Raw genomic sequence first — 16,353 nt, 5'->3', positions numbered from 1 at the left:
CATCCCTTGGTACATATGCCTTAATCCTGCTTGAGCCAAGAATAATTTGTAGAAAAATAACAAAAAATAAGTCGTTCACTATCGAAAAGTCAATAATCGACACCTTTTCGACTAAATAACAAAAAGGTTATACTAATCAAACGTTTGATTGAAACCGTCAAAAGGATTGATGTATCAGAATTCCTCATGGAAAGTATCCACAAAGATTGTCGGTAGGAATTAATTAATTTCGCAGGAAATAACCTATATTTCTACAAGATTTGATGAGTTTCTCCTAAACCTTCAGGATTCTAGTAATTCCCCGCCTTTTCAACACTACACAAAAGTTCACAGCGGGTTCTAACCCAATTTTTCATAAATCAAGCAGTAATGAAAAAGGGAAAGAGTAAAATTTCACTCTTTCCCTCAATAATTATGCTGCTTGTTTTTCTTTAACTTTTCTTGCATTTCTTTGGTTTTTAACATAACCTGCTCCAAGTATCATGGCTGTTACGATCGCTAGAATGGCATAGGACATAGTCCCATGTGGAAGATTAACCAATTTATCTAAACTTTTATCTTTTAAAATCATCTCTCCAGCTGTCCAAATAAGAATACCAGCCCCAATATAGATAATGATAGGATATTTTTCCATCAAGTAAACAAGAAATTTAGAACCAATGATCATCAGTGGAATACTTATAGCAATCCCTGCAATTAATAGACCCATATGACCGCCAGCAGCCCCGGCAACAGCGACAACATTGTCCAAACTCATGGTTAAATCGGCAACAGCAATCGTAACAACTGCTTTCCAAATTGAGTTATGGCTCTTTATGTGAGCATCTTCCTCTTTACCTTGGTCCAGTACTCCCCATGCAATATAGGCCAGCAATAGACCAGCAACAGCATGAATGTAAGGGATCCCCATAATCATCAGAACAACCGCAGCAAGGATAATACGGGCAATAACAGCAAATGCCGTACCACAGAAGATAGCTTTATTTTGTAAATCTTTAGGTAAAGATCTTGTTGCCATGGCAATGACTACAGCATTATCACCAGATAGAATGATATCAATCATGATGATTTTTAATATGGTTAAAATGACTTCTGTCTCCATTTATTTAAAACCTCTTTCTGCTCATTAATTAGTATCAGCTTGTCCTAATTTTTTCGATGTTCATTCTAGTTGCCTAAACTTTTATAGAAAACTAGCATAAGAAGTATAACACAAAGATGATCCGTAGTGGATATATTACTATTTCTGCTCCACCACCTACTTTATAATTGAATTATAGGTCTATACTCTACATAAAAAAATATGATAATTTTTATTATTGTTACATATTGAAACTTCACTATTGAAAACGCTACAATTATTCAAAAATCAGCGTTAAACTGTTTAAATAGGAAACACACAAAAAATAAAAAAGGGTCATCCCCCTGCTACTTCAACGAAGTGTGGGACTGACCCTTGTCTTAATTCTTGAGCAAATTGTACTGGCTAATTACCTCGTTAGAGATTTCACTATTTTCATCCAGTCCGCATACTTCATTCAGAACAATCGGTAGTCCTTTGTCCTGAATCATCGCTTGCAGTTTCACCGCTTCTTGATCTTCTTGATAATCGAAATGTAAAGCAGAAGCAATCGCCTTTGCAAGGTTTGTGAAAGAAAGGCCAGCTTTCGCCGCTTCCGTAGCCGGTTTTACAAAACGATCATTTGGTCCTAGTTTACGGAGAGGCCCACGGGCTACCCTTGTCACTGCATCATTTAAATGAGCATTTTTAAAGCGATGAATAATCTTATCAATATATTGCTGGTGTTCATTAGGATTTAAACCATATTGTTTAATTAAATAAGCGCCTGTCTCTCCAAGAGTGGATCGGACTTGATTCAGAATGCCTTCATCTGCTAATGCTTGATCAATTGTTTCTTTATTTCCTAGATAGCCAAGATAGGCAATGGTGGCATGGCCAGTATTCACAGTAAAAAGCTTTCTTTCAATAAATGGAGCAAGATCAGCGACAATTTTCATTCCTTCAACAGGTGGGATACTCTCACTTGTTTCCACAACCCATTCATAATAGGTTTCAACCAGTACATCTAGCGAGCCCTGATTGTTCTGAATCGGTACAATCCGGTCAACGGCAGAATTAAAGAAATAAACTTTTCCTGCTAAATTTTCCTTTGTCTCTTCATCTAGATGGTCAAATATATAGCCCTTTAACAAGTCTGTTGCTGAAATTTGATTTTCACAGGCAATCACATATAACTTTTCACCGTTTGATTTAACTCGTTTGGCTATTCCTTTCGCCATTAAAGGGGCAATATGCGGCAAAATATTGGGCCCAATCGCCGTAGTGAGATAAGTGGCCTTGCTGATTGCATCCACTACCTCTTCTTCCTGTGTCAAATTATTCAATCCGGAAACATTTTCAACCATCGTACTTTCTTGTTGATCCGTTGCCAATTTTACTTGATATTGCTTTTCCTCGTTTAACTGGTTAATGATCTGGTCGGCGATATCAACAAAGGTAACATGATAGCCGGACTGTGAAAAAAGTGCGCCAATAAAACCTCTTCCAATATTTCCTGCTCCAAAATGGACTGCTAATTTCATTTTTATCATTCCTTAATAATATTTGTATGAAGATAGTCCAAAAAGACCGTTTCTAATCTCTCTCGGATCATCTCTTCATTCGCTGATGAAAAAATCTGGATTGCTTCATTGTTTTCAATTAAACTTGTACTTATCAAACTTACTATTTCCTGCTCTCTAACCGCTAATTCCTCAGGGGCCAACATTAGCAGCACATTTTTAATAAACATGTTCTTTCCATCCATTCCTTTTACAAGCAAAGGCTGCTCTAAATGCGCAATCTGAAAAATAAGCGCCTGAACATGTTTATTCCTGCAATGGAAAAGAGCCATTCCTGTTTCTGGTATTCCGAGTCCGCCTTTACTTTCTCGCTCTTTTAATGAGGCCAGTACGCCTTCTCCATTTGTTAACAGTTTTTCCTTCTCAGCTGCATGTACCATTCTTTCTATAATCTTTTCATGGTCATTTTCTTCAGGCATCCGATTGACACGAAAATTAGTTAAGACGGCCTCTATGCCTTTTTGGACATCTTTTAACTGTTGCAAGACTTCGGTAATGTCTGCTTTTGTTCCTGGATCAGCTGAAAAAGATTCTTTTGGTGAAGATCCAAGATATTGTTTTTTCTCCGTTAGTGCATCAATATTTCGGCGCATGAATTGCCGAATCGTCTCTATATTTTCCTCTGTTAAAAGGGGGGAAACTAAAATATAATCTATGTCTATAAATGGAAGGTTCACAGTTGAAATAATCAAATCATATTCTTTTAATTGATCTTTTTGCTGGATTTCTTTGATGGATTTAATTTCTATCTGATCAATTCCGGGAATCTCTTTTTTCACTCTGCTTGCGAGCATTTTTGAGGTGCCGATACCGGTCGGACATACCACCAGTGCATGGATTGGTAATTTTTCTTCCCTTAAAACAAGTGCCGATCCGAAATGCATGACAATAAAGGCGATTTCATCATCAGGGAAAGAATCAATCTTTTTCAACTGCTGTTCCACACTATTTTTTACCGCGAGAAACAAAAACGGATACTTCCGCATTATTTCCTCTTTTAAAGGGTTAAATAAGCCTGTTTGTTGTTTGATTCGATAAAGAGACGGTTCCATGTGAGCCAGCAGTCCTTGATACAATGAAAAGTCATTAGTTAAATCAACATGCAGTTGGGAGGAGACATCCTGTATAAGGGCTCTAACCAATTTGCTAAGACCAATACTGTCATAAGGAGCTTCATCCGCTGCTTGAAGTTTAGATCCCTTTAGGATTACGGCTAAATAGATAAAATCCTCTTTAGAGAACCTTACCGAGAAGATCGCTTCAAGTTCCCTGCAAATTTTCTCTATTAGCTGATACTCATTTGTTAAATCATCGGAAAATTCTACATCCTCCTGTAATAAAAAGAAGTCCTCCGTCCTTTGCATGGTAATACATATATGTACGATAAGCGCAATATAATCACTATCGGCAAGACGCAGTTTCGAACTACTAAAAATAGTATTTACTAACCGCTCTATGGCAAGAAGATAGTCGGGAAGAAAGTAATATAAAATATTTCTATGATCATACTTACCATTCTCCAACAAAAATAATCTCTCTATCAGTTCTTCATTAAAATGAAGCAGAATATAACTAGCTAGGGCTTTTCTCTTAGATGACTCTGAGCCGATCATATCGACCCCCACACCTCGTTTTCTTGTCATTTGCACATTAAAACGACCAAGCCAATCCTTCAATTCATCTAAATAAGTTGTCAAAGTTGTATTACTTACACCAATATTACTAGATAATACTTGAATCTTATAGGATTCCTCTTGGACCAAAGTTATTAACAGCTGTAGTTTTTTTTCTTGCGGTGTTTGATCGATTGAATTATTCCCCATTAAAAATTGGAATAGGCGAAAAATTTGTTCGTTCTTCCCCTCAATTGTAAATCCCCTATCTATATTACGTATTAAACGGAGACCAAATGAATCAAGAATTTTTTCTACCGCTTTTAAATCCCGTTGGATTGTTCGCCCGCTCACATTTAAGTATGTTGCAATCGATGTAACGGTATGTTTACCTGATGTTTTAGCGATTAATTCAATGATTGCTTTTTCCCTAGAAGTTATATACATGCAATCAACTCGTTTCTGATAAAAAGTACACGAGGAAAAAGTGAATAGAAAAGCGGCAATATACTGCTTTTCTATTCGTTATATGACAACTATTTATTATTTATCATTTAAAATATCCATGATTTCTTTTGCTGATTTGGCTACAACCAGTTTTTCTATATTGGCCATATCAGAACAAGTGACGGCAATTCCAGATAAAATTTCAAGGTGTGTACCATCTTTCCCCGCAATACCGAAAATCAGCCTTACCTTTTGCCCATCAAAATCTACACCATTAGGTACTTGTAAAACAGTAAACCCAGAATTCAAAACATCCTTTTTCGCTTCTTCGGTACCGTGTGGAATTGCAACATCATTGCCCATATACGTAGAGGTCATTTCATCACGGGCAATCATGGCATCAATGTAGCTTTCCTTCACATATCCCGCCTTGACTAGTGCTCGACCCGCAAAACGAATCGCCTCTTCTTTCGACGCAAATTCCTGATTGAGAAAGATATTTTCTTCACGCAGCAAAGCATCATCTGTATGCGGATTGCCGTTTGGAACAACAGCTTCTGCCTCTTGGACGATTTCCTGCAGCTCAGCTGTTTCAGGATTTTTTAACCGATTGATTAATTTATCATATTCTGGGCTTGATAGGAAATTATCAACCGAAATATGATAAGCATGCGGTACTTGTTTCTGAGCTCTAGGTGTCAATTCCTCCTGCGTTATAACAATTTGGGCATCAGAAGGCAGGTTACTAATCGCCATATTGGTAACTGAGATATTCATCCCTGCTTCCTTAACCTTTTTCCGAAGAAGGGACGCACCCATTGCACTTGATCCCATTCCAGCATCACAAGCGAAGATAATCCTGCTTACATGTTCTGGAAGTTCCCCATCATTATCAGCAAAGACATTGGCAACGGAGCTTTTCTTGCCTTTCATTTCTTGCATTTTTCTTGCTGCGTCTTCAATATCCTCATCTTGCTGCTTACCTGTTTTTAAAATAAATGATGAAAGAACAAAGGATACGACTCCAGCTACTAGGACTCCAGCAATGTTCGCTAAATAAGTACTAGCATGCGGCGGGGTAACCGCCATAATAGCAAGAATACTACCAGGCGATGCTGGAGCTGATAATCCTCCGCCTAACAGCATTAGGGTGAATACACCGCTCATTCCACCCAAGATGACAGCAAAGAATAACATCGGACGCATTAAAATGTATGGAAAGTAAATTTCATGAATCCCGCCAAAAAACTGAATGATTGCAGCGCCTGGTGCTGATCTTCTTGCATTTCCTTTTCCAAAGATACAATAGGCCAAGAGAACACCGATCCCAGGACCAGGGTTTGCTTCAAGAAGAAACAGAATGGATTTGCCTGTCGTTTTCGCCTGCTCCAAACCGATCGGTGAAAGCACACCATGATTGATAGCATTATTTAAGAACAATACTTTTGCAGGTTCGATTATGATACTTGTCAATGGCAAAAGTCCTGTTGCCAATAACCAATCGACACCCGTAACAAGCCAGCCAGTAAACGTGGTAACGGCCGGACCTATGGCTAAAAAGGCTAAGATAGCAAGGAACCCGCCCAATATCCCTGCCGAGAAATTGTTCACAAGCATTTCAAAACCAGCTTTGACTTTACCTTCAATCAGCTGATCGAATTTCTTAATTACATAACCTCCGAGCGGCCCCATAATCATAGCACCAAGAAACATTGGGATATCTGCGCCAACAATAACACCCATTGTCACAATTGCCCCAACGACACCCCCGCGTTGATCGTGTACAAGCTTTCCGCCTGTATATCCGATTAATAGCGGAAGCAGGTAGGTAACCATTGGGCCTACCAATTTGGAAAGGTTTTCATTTGGAAAGAACCCTGTAGGAATAAATAGTGCAGTAATTAAGCCCCACGCTATGAAAGCCGATATATTAGGCATAACCATCGAACTTAAGAAGTTACCGAACTTCTGAACAGCTACTTTTATATTAGATTGAGCCATGTGCCCCCATCCTTTCATTATAACTTACCTTATTCATGGTAAAGGACGAACCCACTGTATTCAATAAAGATGAAAACTAACTTTGTCACCTTTATTATGACAAAGTTAGTTTTTCTCAAAAAATATATAGTTATGCCGCTCAGTAACTCTTAAAACATGCATGGTAGGTCCTTGTACTTCAATGCAATCCTTATTGCAAAAAAAAAGACCCAATCCAATTTCGGATTGAGTCTTACTCATTTTTCTTTCAACAGTTTCTTAGGACAGTCTTTTTACTCCACCGTTACTGATTTCGCAAGGTTACGCGGTTTATCAACATCGCAGTCACGGTGCAGAGCAGCATAGTAAGCAATTAATTGCATTGGTATAACAGAGATAAGTGGTGTTAATAATTCATGGACTTCTGGGATGACAAAGCTATCTTCGTCCATATTTAAGCCCTTCATTGAAATGATACAAGTGCTTGCTCCACGTGCAGCAACCTCTTTCACATTCCCACGGATGCTTAAGTTTACACTTTCTTGGGTGGCAAGAGCGATTACTGGTGTGCCCTCTTCGATTAAGGCAATCGTTCCGTGCTTTAATTCTCCACCTGCAAAGCCCTCAGCTTGGATATATGAAATTTCCTTCAGCTTCAAAGCACCTTCTAAACCAACATAATAATCAACACCGCGGCCAATGAAGAATGCATTTCTTGTTACTGATAAAAATTCTCTTGAAATATGCTCAATCAACTCTTTTGAGTCACAAAGGACTTCCATTGCATTTGCGATAATTCCTAGTTCATGGACTAAATCCATCTCAACATCGATGTTTTGGCTCTTAGCTGTTACCTCAGCTAAAATGGCTAGTACAGCTAGTTGTGCAGTATATGCTTTCGAAGAAGCAACGGCAATTTCAGGACCTGCATGAAGCAAAAGTGTATAATCGGCTTCACGAGAAAGTGTTGAACCTGGAACATTTGTAATTGTTAAAGTTGGGTAACCTAATTCTTTTACTTTAACAAGCACTGCACGGCTGTCGGCAGTTTCTCCACTTTGTGAAATGAAAATAAACAAAGGCTTTTCCGTAAGAAGAGGCATATTGTAAACAAATTCACTAGCAATATGCACTTCGACAGGAATTTTAGCAATGTTTTCAATGAATTGCTTACCGACAAGTCCTGCATGGTAAGAGGTTCCTGCAGCCACAATGTAAATCCGGTCTGATTTATTCACGGCCGCAATGATATCGTCATCAACGGTTAATTCACCCTGAGTATTTTGGTACGTTTGAATAATTTTACGCATCACAAGCGGCTGTTCATCAATTTCTTTTAACATATAATGCGGGTACGTACCTTTTTCGATGTCACTAGCATCAAGTTCTGCAGTATATGGCTTGCGGCTGATGATATCACCGTTAAGATTTTGAATGATCACTTCATCCTTTGAAACAAGGACAACTTCTTTGTCCATTAATTCAAGGTACTGATTCGTTACTTGAAGCATAGCCATCGCATCGCTGGCAATTACATTAAAGTCATTTCCTAATCCGACTAGAAGCGGACTTTTGTTTTTCGCCACATAAATGGTTTCGTTATCTTGTGCATCTAATAATGCAAGAGCATAAGAACCGTGTAACAGCGTGAGTGTTTTACGGAATGCCTCTAATACATCTAATCCTTCTTGTACAAATAATTCAATCATTTGAACAATAACTTCTGTATCTGTTTCGCTGATGAACGTAACATCCGCTAAATATTCACGCTTTAAAAGGTCATAGTTTTCAATTACTCCGTTATGAACAAGAGTAAACCGACCAGATGCGCTTTGATGAGGATGGGAATTTACCTTACTAGGAACACCATGCGTTGCCCAACGGGTATGACCAATGCCCATATTTGCCGCGATATTTCCATCAACAATTTGACGTAAATCAGCTATACGACCTTTTTCTTTAAAAACATGAACTCCATTTTCATTCATAACAGCTATACCTGCTGAATCATAACCTCTATACTCAAGCTTTTCTAAACCTTTTAATAAAATTTCTTTTGTATCATTATTTCCGATATATCCTACGATTCCACACATTTTCTAATTCCTCCCTGATATAGGGGGCAAGAATGCTTTGGAGGCTAATGCTTGCCCCCTTATCTCTGTTTTATTAGGTATCTGTCTATACCCTTTTGAAACATTACTGTTAGTATGCGCATTTTCGTCTCTTTGTGCACAAAGTTGCCTCTGTGTTTTAAAGAACAAATTATCGGTTGTGCGTCTTCAACCGGGAGGTATCCGCCGAACATTCGATACTCCTCCTCCTCGTCAACTAACCCACCACATTAGGTTAGTCCAGGCGCTTTTTTTTTATTGTAAGTCTTAAGTTCTCAGTACCCACCTTTCATTAAAATTATGCAGTATTTTGCTTTAAGGAAAACAAAGCAAATTAATACTACTATGATTACGTGTCCCCGTCAACCAAAATCAGGAATTCGCCATCATTCATACATAATAAAATATGCATAAAGGAAGGAGACCGTTCCCTTATGCATATTATATGGGTTCTATTCTTCTTTTAATTCCATTTCTGCCTTAACAACTGCGACTATTCGATTGACATAGGATTCACATAATTCCTCTGTTGGTGCTTCTGCCATAACACGGACAAGCGGTTCTGTACCCGATGGTCGTACGAGAATTCTACCGTCACCAGCCATTTCAGCTTCAACCTGCTCGATTACCTCTTTAACCTTTTCATTATCGGTTACATGATGCTTGTCAGTGACTCTTACATTAACAAGCTTTTGCGGGAATTTCTTCATTTCACCAGCCAATTCAGATAACTTCTTCCCTGTAACCTTCATAATATTAACTAATTGCAGCCCTGATAATAAGCCATCACCAGTGGTGTTATAGTCTAGGAAGATAATATGACCAGATTGTTCTCCACCAAGATTAAAACCATTTTTCTTCATTTCCTCGACAACATAGCGGTCACCTACAGCTGTCGGTACACTATGGATTCCATGAGCTTCTAGAGCTTTATAGAAGCCGAGATTGCTCATAACTGTCGATACGATGGTTCCATGCTTTAAACGACCTTGTTCTTTTAAATATTTACCACAAATATACATGATTTGGTCGCCATCCACGATTGAACCATTTTCATCGATGGCAATTAAACGGTCACCATCACCGTCAAAGGAAAGACCTACATCAGCACCTTTTTCTTTAACTAAAGCGGCTAATGCTTCAGGATGTGTGGAACCGACACCTGCATTGATATTTAAACCATTCGGAGACGCTCCCATTGTGGAGAGATCCGCATCCAAATCAGCAAATAAATGGGCAGCTAATGACGACGTCGCCCCATGCGCGCAATCTAAAGCAATATGGATTCCTGAAAAATCTTCATCGACACTATTTTTCAAGTATTGCAAGTACTTTTGACCGCCTTCGAAATAATCCATGACTTGTCCTAGTTCTGAACCTACTGGTCGAGGCAGTTTATCTTCTGGCATATCAATAAGTTTCTCAATCTCTAACTCCTGCTCATCGGAAAGCTTAAAGCCATCGGGACCAAAAAATTTGATTCCATTATCGGCCACTGGATTATGTGAAGCAGAAATCATGACACCTGCTTGGGCACCTAAGGCTTTTGTTAAAAATGAAACACCTGGAGTAGAAATAACCCCCAAACGCATGACTTCCGCACCAATAGATAGTAACCCTGCCACCAGGGCTCCTTCTAACATATGTCCAGATATACGGGTATCACGTCCGATGAGGACTTTAGGACGATCCTGATCCTTTGTTAAAACATATCCGCCATAGCGTCCTAATTTAAAAGCAAGTTCTGGTGTTAATTCACTATTTGCTACTCCACGTACCCCATCGGTACCGAAATATTTTCCCATTATAAAAATCTCTCCTTCAACATGTGTATTGCTGGATATTATGCATTAATTTTATGGATAGTAATTTTCGCTGATGATTTAATTGGTTTCCATTCTACAGCAGAAGGACCCTCAACATGAATGTCTACTTCATGAGCCCCTTCTTCAAGGTTAGACACATCGATAAAGACATTAAAGTCTTCAGGTTTAACGCGAGTAACTTTAGAAGCAGGACCGTTAACAAGTATATCAATCAACTGATTTTCAGGATCATTAATGGTTGCCTCATATTCATCGGTTAATCCTTTAATGGTTACAGGTACATCTGAAACGGTTTTTTCTTCTTCCTTTTTGACCACAACCGTTGCTTTTACCAATTGCGGGGTCACCTTGGTAATCCCATTCGATATGATGACAGGTAATGTCAGTGTGGTATTATCGGTAATTTTGCTAAGATCTACTTCCACGCGGACTTTTTCAGTATTATTAAGAACACTCTCACTCCCGTAGATGGTTGCTTCTTTTTTATCGATTTCAATCGATTCAATTGTCACTCCCTCTGGGGCAGTTCCATTTTTAACAATATTGATTGGCACAGTCTTCGTGTTACTTTTCACTGGAATTGTAATATCAACGGTATCAGGTTCCACTTGAACATTTAACTTATTTAGATCTTTATCAAGTACCTGGATGTCAGCTTTATCAGTAATCGTATCTTTCAGTTTATTTCTTGCTTCAAGAGTTGCCTTAACATAGCTAATCCGGTCGACGATATTCTTTGCACCGGTAATCTTTACCTTATTCGGTTCAACAACGGGTGTACCGGCTGAATAGCCCTCATCTATTTGATTCTTATTAAATTCTGCCTCTACCTTAAATTCCTTGGTGATTTTCTCTTGGACAGAAACAGTTACACTACTTGGTTTCACCGTTGCCGTTAATTTATCTGACAGATTTCTAACCTTTACTTTCACCTTCTGTTTTCCAACTTTGGCTTTTGTTAAATCTACATACACTTCAAAGTTTTTTAAGGCCTTTGCCGTTTGGATGTGCGTCAGTGGACCCTTTAAGGTGATTTCAACATTGCTTGGAATCCCAGACACGACTAAATTTTCCGTATCATAATAAACATTAACAGGAATATTTTTGATAGTGGCCGTGGATTGTTCTCCTGGAACATTCACATCCGTTATCTTTTTCCCTGTATGTGGGACAGAGGAATAGAGAAGAACAGCTAATAGCAACGCTAGGATTTTTATAAACCAAGGATTATCCATCCATTTATCCATTATTTTTCCCCCTCCAGTTCCAACGAGCTGAAGAAGCTTGTTTCGGTTTTATGTTAATTAACAATTCACTCGTAAGTAATTCTTTTAATTCATCCAGATTGATGGAGCGGTGAAGTTCCCCATTCTTTGTAAGTGAAATATTACCGGTCTCTTCCGACACAACGACAGTTAAACTATCTGTGACTTCGCTGATACCCAATGCTGCCCGGTGCCTCGTTCCTAGCTCCTTCGATATAAACGGGCTTTCGGATAAAGGAAGATAGCAGGCGGCTGCAGCGACATTATTTTTCTGAATAATAACTGCACCATCATGAAGCGGTGTATTCGGGATAAAGATATTAATGAGCAATTCTGAGGAAATATTTGAATTTAACTGGATCCCAGTTTCTATGTAATCGCCCATTCCTGTTTCTCTTTCAATTGAGATTAACGCTCCAATACGGCGCTTTGCCATATAATCGGTTGCCTTGACAATCGCTTCAACTGTCTTTTCCGGATCTTCATCATCCAAAGTACTGCTTCTCGAGAAGAACTTCCCCCTGCCTAATTGCTCAAGGGCTCTCCTGAGTTCTGGTTGGAAAATGATAATAATCGCAAGAAACCCGTATGTTATCGCCTGTTCCATCATCCAGCTCATCGTTTGGAAGCCTAGAAACTCGCTGACCACTCTACCTACAAGAATAACGAGAATGCCTTTTAGTAATTGAACGGCCTTCGTTCCTCTAATCACATTGATCAACTTGTAAATGACATACCATACGAGGACAATATCAACAATACTAGCTAAATACTTCCATATATCGAAATCAGCAAACGGCATTGTTCTTCCTCCGTAATTTTCTTTATCACATATAAAATACAATCTATTTATTATATCATAAATACCACTTGTACCTATTATATGTATCTCTGTAAAAAAACAAATCACTCAACCAGAGTGATTTGTTTTTTATTTAGTTTCTGGTTGTTCCTCAAAAATTTGAACAACATCATGTGTAGTCTTTTTAATATGGTACCAAATCCAATCAAACACTTCATTTACTTCATCAATTTGCCCCGTTACATGTCCTGCCGAAGCTAAATACTTTTCACCATTTATGACGGTTACATCCCCTTGGACTTCGCCTTCAATTTTCAATTTGCCATTTCGGACGATGACATCGCCTTTGACCGTTTCACCTTTAGGAACGATGACCGTATTATTTTGAACGACTAAGTTTTTTTGCTTTGTCACTGAAAACTCGCGATCTTCATTCCAGGTCGAAAAGAGACTGCCCATCATTAATATGAGAAATAATGAGGCAGCTGCAAGCATGGGATGATTTTTTACCCAGCGCTGCATCCAAATCTTTCTCTTCTCTTTTGGTAAACGCGCCAATACATTAGCAGTAAAATCATCTGGCGCTTGCATATATGAGACGCTTTTTACAAAAGCAATCGTCTTTTTTAATTCATTAAATAACGCTTCACAATCTTTACAACTTTGGAGGTGTTCTCTTAGGGCTCGTTCATGTTCGGGTGTAATTTCTTCATCTAAGTATTCATGCATTAGTTCGATGATTTGCTCTGGACACATTGACAGTTTCACCTCTCATCATACATATCTTAATTGTTGTCTAAGTGCTTCCCGGCCTCGGTGAATTCTTGTTTTAACTGTTCCCAGGGGTAAATCAAGAATTTCACTAATTTCATTTAAGGATAGCTCTTCCATATATTTCAAAACAATAGCTGACCGATATTTGTCAGGCAGTTTTAAAATCTCTTTCTGAACGGTTTCTTGCAGTTCTAAACTTTCTAACTCTGTCTCAGGCAGCGGGGTGTTTGAAGGGATCTGTGAGTACATTGTTAAGCCGTCTGTTCCTGCAACTTCAGCGTCTAAATAATGATCCGGTTTCTTTTTACGCATTCGGTCAATACACAGATTGGTGGCAATCCGGAACAGCCAGGTTGAAAATTTCAAATCTTGGTTAAAGGATTTGATATTAACATAGGCACGAATAAAAGCTTCCTGTGCGATATCCTCTGCTTCATGGCGATTTCCAAGCATGCGAAAACAAAGTTGATAAATACTGTTTTTATATAATTCAACAATTTCACCAAAGGCATCCTGATCTCCCTTGATTACTTGTTTTATTCTCTTTTTTACTATTGCATCCATTAAGTTATCTCAGCTCCATTGCTGCTAACCGATAATACGTATCGATAACAGAAAAGTTTCGTTTAAAAACGAAAAAACTTTACAACACCTATAATATTAACAAAAATATACCAAAAGGTTTAATAATAAGCTGAAAATAAAAAAACAGCCGCACAGATAATGTGCAGCTGGTTTCGTTTATAATAATTTTTCCCCGAATAATGAGCCCATTAACTCAACAGCAACTGTAGCTGTTTTATTTTTTTCATCTAAAATAGGGTTTACTTCAACAAATTCTGCGGAAGTAATAATTTTTGCTTCTTCTAACATCTCCATGGCAAGATGACTTTCACGGTAACTGATTCCACCAATAACTGGTGTACCAACGCCTGGAGCATCATTTGGATCTAAACCATCTAGATCAAGTGATAAATGGACACCATCTGTCTTATCCTTTAGGTAAGCGATCGTTTCCTCCATTACTGCAGCCATCCCCATCCGGTCTATTTCATGCATAGTATAAACCTTGATACCAATTTCTTTAATTAACTCTTTTTCTCCATCATCCAGCGCTCTTGCACCAATAATGACCACATTCTCAGGTTTTACCTTTGGGCCATAGCCACCTATATCGGTTAACATGCTGTGACCTAACCCGATACTGACGGCTAGAGGCATTCCGTGAATATTACCTGTGGGACTTGTTTCAGCTGTATTTAAATCGCCATGTGCATCGTACCAAATTACTCCAAGGTTTTTATAATGTTTAGATACACCTGCTAAAGTACCAATTGCGATACTATGATCACCCCCAAGAACGAGTGGAAATGCACCAGACTCCACTGCAGCATCTACTTTTTCAGCAAGTAAAGCACTTTTTTCAGCAACTAAATCTAAATTTCGTAAATTGGATTCTTTATCAATTACCACTTCTGGTCTCCCAATTGGAATGTCCCCTAAATCATGTATTTCATCAAATAGCGGCTTTAGGCGTTCAACCACCCCAGCATAACGGATTGCACTTGGCCCCATGTCGACCCCGCGTCTCATTTGTCCTAAATCCATCGGCATTCCAATAATCGAAAGCTTGTTCATAAAATTTCCTCCTACCCCAATATGATTCTATTTTAACCGCTTTCATACCGATGACTCAACTCGACAAAATTATGTATGAATATACGGAACAAAAGGCGTAAGCGCCCGTTTAGCGGCGTATGGACTGGAGCGCTCCAACCGAGATAAAGGAAACACGAAGAGCGGAGCGATTCGATGTTGACTTATCGTAGGGCGGAGAGCGAAGTACACTAGCCGCTGGGCACTGGAGCTGGATTCAGAGAACTATTTCAATTCATCCACAATTAATTATTTATTATTTCCTGAAAAAAAAAACTTTGGAAGAATCTCCAAAGTTTTTTGCTTTTATAATATGAGCCATGAAGGACTCGAACCTTCGACCCTCTGATTAAAAGTCAGATGCTCTACCAACTGAGCTAATGGCTCTCTGGCTGGGCTAGCTGGATTTGAACCAACGCATGTCGCAGTCAAAGTGCGATGCCTTACCGCTTGGCTATAGCCCATTAATGATGTGATAATATCTAGTATGACCAACTTTTTTAAAAATATTATGGTGGAGGGGGACGGATTCGAACCGCCGAACCCGGAGGGAGCGGATTTACAGTCCGCCGCGTTTAGCCACTTCGCTACCCCTCCATATTAAATTTAAAAAAGAAAGTGCCGGCGAGAGGACTTGAACCCCCAACCTACTGATTACAAGTCAGTTGCTCTACCAATTGAGCTACCCCGGCATAGGTTTACATAATAAAATTATGGTGGAGGATGACGGGATCGAACCGCCGACCCTCTGCTTGTAAGGCAGATGCTCTCCCAGCTGAGCTAATCCTCCGAATAAATGAAAGTTATTTTCACTGGCGTGAAAAAACTATGGTGACCCCTACGGGACTCGAACCCGTGTTACCTCCGTGAAAGGGAGGTGTCTTAACCGCTTGACCAAGGGGCCATACTATTATTAAAATAGGTAAGCTTCCAAGCGGGCTCGAACCGCTGACCTCTTCCTTACCATGGAAGTGCTCTACCTACTGAGCTATGGAAGCACAGCTAAACTTAATTTACATAAAAATGGCTCCGCAGGTAGGACTCGAACCTACGACCGATCGGTTAACAGCCGATAGCTCTACCACTGAGCTACTGCGGAACATTAATATTACGGCCTGGCAACGTCCTACTCTCACAGGGACGCGTGTCCCAACTACCATCGGCGCTGAGAAGCTTAACTTCCGTGTTCGGTATGGGAACGGGTGTGACCTTCTCGCCATAATTGCCAGACCA

At 39.2% G+C, this 16,353-nt stretch carries 11 protein-coding genes, 8 tRNA genes and 1 rRNA gene; all 20 read right to left on the bottom strand.

All coding sequences use genetic code 11. From position 1 onward, the window contains the following. Positions 1-412 precede the first annotated feature (412 nt). The gene (locus BR30_RS0100105; RefSeq protein ID WP_026563179.1) at positions 413-1,102 is read right to left on the bottom strand and encodes a TerC family protein; all 690 of its coding nucleotides are present in this window, start codon (positions 1,100-1,102) and stop codon (positions 413-415) included. 359 nt (positions 1,103-1,461) lie between these two features. Further along, complete coding sequence (locus tag BR30_RS0100100; protein WP_026563178.1) at positions 1,462-2,604, bottom strand: mannitol-1-phosphate 5-dehydrogenase; 1,143 nt, start codon at positions 2,602-2,604, stop codon at positions 1,462-1,464. A 5-nt stretch (positions 2,605-2,609) separates the two neighbouring features. Further along, on the bottom strand, positions 2,610-4,703 hold the full coding sequence (locus BR30_RS0100095; protein WP_026563177.1) for a BglG family transcription antiterminator: 2,094 nt from the start codon (positions 4,701-4,703) through the stop codon (positions 2,610-2,612). A 96-nt stretch (positions 4,704-4,799) separates the two neighbouring features. Next, positions 4,800-6,704: a PTS mannitol transporter subunit IICBA gene (locus BR30_RS0100090; protein ID WP_026563176.1), complete on the bottom strand. Its 1,905-nt coding sequence runs from the start codon at positions 6,702-6,704 to the stop codon at positions 4,800-4,802. A gap of 272 nt (positions 6,705-6,976) precedes the next feature. Then, positions 6,977-8,779, bottom strand: a complete 1,803-nt coding sequence (gene glmS / locus BR30_RS0100085; RefSeq protein WP_026563175.1) for a glutamine--fructose-6-phosphate transaminase (isomerizing) — start codon at positions 8,777-8,779, stop codon at positions 6,977-6,979. 470 nt (positions 8,780-9,249) lie between these two features. Beyond that, a complete protein-coding gene (gene glmM / locus BR30_RS0100075; protein ID WP_026563174.1) occupies positions 9,250-10,602 on the bottom strand; it encodes a phosphoglucosamine mutase in 1,353 nt (450 codons plus the stop codon). Between the two features lie 38 nt (positions 10,603-10,640). Then, positions 10,641-11,870 (bottom strand): CdaR family protein, encoded by a 1,230-nt coding sequence (locus BR30_RS0100070; protein ID WP_026563173.1) that lies wholly within the window; start codon positions 11,868-11,870, stop codon positions 10,641-10,643. Continuing rightward, positions 11,863-12,690, bottom strand: coding sequence for a diadenylate cyclase CdaA (gene cdaA, locus BR30_RS0100065; protein ID WP_026563172.1), 828 nt, complete (start codon positions 12,688-12,690; stop codon positions 11,863-11,865). Before cdaA ends, BR30_RS0100070 begins: the two co-directional genes overlap by 8 nt. Positions 12,691-12,819: 129 nt before the next feature. Continuing rightward, positions 12,820-13,446, bottom strand: a complete 627-nt coding sequence (locus tag BR30_RS0100060; protein ID WP_026563171.1) for an anti-sigma factor family protein — start codon at positions 13,444-13,446, stop codon at positions 12,820-12,822. An 18-nt stretch (positions 13,447-13,464) separates the two neighbouring features. Then, positions 13,465-14,028: an RNA polymerase sigma factor SigW gene (gene sigW, locus BR30_RS0100055; RefSeq protein ID WP_026563170.1), complete on the bottom strand. Its 564-nt coding sequence runs from the start codon at positions 14,026-14,028 to the stop codon at positions 13,465-13,467. A gap of 177 nt (positions 14,029-14,205) precedes the next feature. Then, a complete protein-coding gene (rocF, locus tag BR30_RS0100050; protein WP_026563169.1) occupies positions 14,206-15,102 on the bottom strand; it encodes an arginase in 897 nt (298 codons plus the stop codon). Between the two features lie 332 nt (positions 15,103-15,434). After that, positions 15,435-15,507 (bottom strand) — tRNA-Lys (locus BR30_RS0100045). 2 nt (positions 15,508-15,509) lie between these two features. Further along, positions 15,510-15,584, bottom strand: a tRNA-Gln gene (locus BR30_RS0100040). A 48-nt stretch (positions 15,585-15,632) separates the two neighbouring features. After that, positions 15,633-15,717: transfer RNA gene (locus BR30_RS0100035), tRNA-Tyr, on the bottom strand. Positions 15,718-15,739: 22 nt separating this feature from the next. Further along, positions 15,740-15,812: transfer RNA gene (locus tag BR30_RS0100030), tRNA-Thr, on the bottom strand. A gap of 22 nt (positions 15,813-15,834) precedes the next feature. Beyond that, a tRNA-Val gene (locus tag BR30_RS0100025) sits at positions 15,835-15,910 on the bottom strand. Positions 15,911-15,949: 39 nt separating this feature from the next. Further along, positions 15,950-16,024, bottom strand: a tRNA-Glu gene (locus tag BR30_RS0100020). Between the two features lie 21 nt (positions 16,025-16,045). Next, positions 16,046-16,118: transfer RNA gene (locus tag BR30_RS0100015), tRNA-Thr, on the bottom strand. 26 nt (positions 16,119-16,144) lie between these two features. After that, positions 16,145-16,219, bottom strand: a tRNA-Asn gene (locus BR30_RS0100010). Positions 16,220-16,233: 14 nt separating this feature from the next. Then, a 5S ribosomal RNA gene (gene rrf / locus BR30_RS0100005) occupies positions 16,234-16,350 on the bottom strand. Between the last annotated feature and the right edge of the window lie 3 nt (positions 16,351-16,353).

The organism is Bacillus sp. UNC41MFS5 (genome assembly GCF_000686805.1).
The sequence above is the reverse complement of the archived record's forward strand: the minus strand, read 5'-3'. Positions and strand labels throughout refer to the sequence as shown.

Bases quoted from the DNA above. Each gene is read 5' to 3' on its own strand.
- BR30_RS0100105 (WP_026563179.1), bottom strand. From the start codon at position 1,102: ATGGAGACAGAAGTCATTTTAACCATATTAAAAATCATCATGATTGAT.
- BR30_RS0100100 (WP_026563178.1), bottom strand. From the start codon at position 2,604: ATGAAATTAGCAGTCCATTTTGGAGCAGGAAATATTGGAAGAGGTTTT.
- BR30_RS0100095 (WP_026563177.1), bottom strand. From the start codon at position 4,703: ATGTATATAACTTCTAGGGAAAAAGCAATCATTGAATTAATCGCTAAA.
- BR30_RS0100090 (WP_026563176.1), bottom strand. From the start codon at position 6,704: ATGGCTCAATCTAATATAAAAGTAGCTGTTCAGAAGTTCGGTAACTTC.
- glmS (WP_026563175.1), bottom strand. From the start codon at position 8,779: ATGTGTGGAATCGTAGGATATATCGGAAATAATGATACAAAAGAAATT.
- glmM (WP_026563174.1), bottom strand. From the start codon at position 10,602: ATGGGAAAATATTTCGGTACCGATGGGGTACGTGGAGTAGCAAATAGT.
- BR30_RS0100070 (WP_026563173.1), bottom strand. From the start codon at position 11,870: ATGGATAAATGGATGGATAATCCTTGGTTTATAAAAATCCTAGCGTTG.
- cdaA (WP_026563172.1), bottom strand. From the start codon at position 12,690: ATGCCGTTTGCTGATTTCGATATATGGAAGTATTTAGCTAGTATTGTT.
- BR30_RS0100060 (WP_026563171.1), bottom strand. From the start codon at position 13,446: ATGTGTCCAGAGCAAATCATCGAACTAATGCATGAATACTTAGATGAA.
- sigW (WP_026563170.1), bottom strand. From the start codon at position 14,028: ATGGATGCAATAGTAAAAAAGAGAATAAAACAAGTAATCAAGGGAGAT.
- rocF (WP_026563169.1), bottom strand. From the start codon at position 15,102: ATGAACAAGCTTTCGATTATTGGAATGCCGATGGATTTAGGACAAATG.